The 1,985-nt window shown below is 72.2% G+C and carries 1 protein-coding gene and 1 pseudogene; both read left to right on the top strand.

Translation table 11 applies throughout. The features are described from left to right. Window positions 1-190: pseudogene (locus tag D183_RS24740) on the top strand (phosphoglycerate mutase); the annotation flags it as partial. Continuing rightward, complete coding sequence (recJ, locus tag D183_RS0113460; protein WP_017909458.1) at window positions 187-1,920, top strand: single-stranded-DNA-specific exonuclease RecJ; 1,734 nt, start codon at window positions 187-189, stop codon at window positions 1,918-1,920. The pseudogene D183_RS24740 and the gene recJ, both read left to right, overlap by 4 nt. Window positions 1,921-1,985: the final 65 nt, after the last annotated feature.

Raw genomic sequence — 1,985 nt, forward strand, 5'->3', positions numbered from 1 at the left:
GGTCGACCTGCGTCAGTTGCGCGCGCCCGAGCAGTTCGTCGGCGAGGTGGTGCAGCCGCTGCTGCAGGCGCTGCGCGATGGCGAGCTGCAGCAACTGCAGCTGGATTTCGAGGACGGCACCTGTTTCCGCATCGCCCCCGCGCAACGCTGGCGCCTGTGGCGGCGGCCGCTGTCGCGCCTGGACGCATGAGTTCCAGCGCGCGCATCGTGCGGCGGCCCGCGGCGGCCGCGGCCGGCCCATGGCACGAGGCGACGTTGCCGCTGTTGCGGCGCATCTATGCCGCGCGCGGCGCGCACGACAGCGGCCTGGCGCAGCCCAAGCTTGCGCAGCTGCTGCCGCCCGATGCGCTGAGCGGCATCGACGCCGCAGTGGAATTGCTGGCCGAAGCCATCGCGGCGGGCAAGCGCATCCTGGTGGTCGGCGATTTCGACTGCGACGGCGCCACCGCCTGCGCAGTGGCGGTGCGCGGGCTGCGCCTGCTCGGCGCCGCGCAGGTGCTGCATGCGGTACCCAACCGCATGGTCCATGGCTATGGACTGTCGCCGGCGCTGGTCGCGGAACTGGCGCCGTTGCAGCCGGACCTGCTGGTGACGGTGGACCACGGCATCGCCTGCCATGCCGGCGTCGTCGCGGCCAAGGCGCTGGGCTGGCAGGTGCTGGTCACCGACCACCACCTGCCGGGTCCGGCCTTGCCGCCGGCCGACGCCATCGTCGATCCGAACCTGGCCGGCGACGCCTTCCCGAGCAAGATGCTGGCCGGCGTCGGCGTGATCTTCTACGTGCTGCTGGCCTTGCGCCGGCACCTGCGCGTGCGCGGCGCGTTCGCGGCGGCACCGCCGGACCTGAGTGTGCTGCTGGACCTGGTCGCGGTCGGCACCGTCGCCGACCTGGTGCCGCTGGATCCCAACAACCGCGCGCTGGTCTCGGCCGGTTTGCGCCGGTTGCAGCGTGGCGAAGGTTGCCTCGGCCTGCGCGCCCTGATCGAGGCCAGCGGCCGCGACCCGGCGCGGCTCAGCGCCAGCGACATCGGCTTCGCCCTGGCACCGCGGCTCAACGCCGCCGGCCGCCTCGAGGACATGGCCCTGGGCATCGAGTTGTTGCTGTGCGAGGACCCGCAACAGGCGCGCACGATCGCCGCGACGCTGGAAGAGATCAACGCCGAGCGCCGCGCCGTGCAGCAGCAGATGACCGACGAGGCCGAAGCGGTGGTGGCGCAGGCGCTGCTGGCCGCGCCCGAGCAGCCGCCGGTGGCGGTGTGCCTGTTCGATGCGCAGTGGCATCCCGGCGTGATCGGCCTGGTCGCCTCGAAGATGAAGGACCGCCTGCACCGGCCGGTGATCGCCTTCGCCCCGGCCGAGCCGGGCAGCACCCAGTTGCGCGGTTCGGCGCGTTCGATTCCCGGCTTCCACATCCGCGACGCGATGGCGGCGGTGGAGGCGCAGCGGCCGGGCCTGATGGAGAAGTTCGGCGGCCATGCCATGGCCGCGGGCCTGAGCCTGCCGCAGGACGCGCTGGCCGAGTTCGAAGAGGTGTTCCGCGCGCATGCGCTGGCCAGCCTGGACGCGGAACTGCTGCAGGCCGAACTGCTCAGCGACGGCGTGCTGGAACCGCACGAACTCGACCACCGCCATGCCGAGGCGCTGCGCCAGGGTGGGCCATGGGGGCAGGGCTTCCCCGAACCGCTGTTCGATGGCGAATTCGAGGTGCTGCAGTGGCGCGTGCTGAAGGAGCGCCACCTCAAGCTGAGCCTGCGCTGTCCTGGCCGCGCCGCGCCCTTGAACGCGATCCATTTCAACGGCTGGCACGGTCGCGAACCGGGCCGCCGCGTGCACATCGCCTATCGGCTGGTCGCCGACGACTACCGCGGCGGCGATGCGGTGCAACTGGTGGTGGAGCACTGTCTGCCGTTGGATGGCTGAGCAGTTGGCGGTCTGACGCTGCGCGTGGTGCCGGACCCTCACCCCAACCCCTCTCCCGGTGGGAG

Origin of the sequence: Xanthomonas sp. SHU 199, assembly GCF_000364665.1 — a bacterium.
Taxonomy (GTDB): Bacteria; Pseudomonadota; Gammaproteobacteria; order Xanthomonadales; family Xanthomonadaceae; genus Xanthomonas_A; species Xanthomonas_A sontii.

Excerpts from the sequence above, each read along its gene's own strand:
- recJ (WP_017909458.1), top strand. The coding sequence starts at position 187 with ATGAGTTCCAGCGCGCGCATCGTGCGGCGGCCCGCGGCGGCCGCGGCC.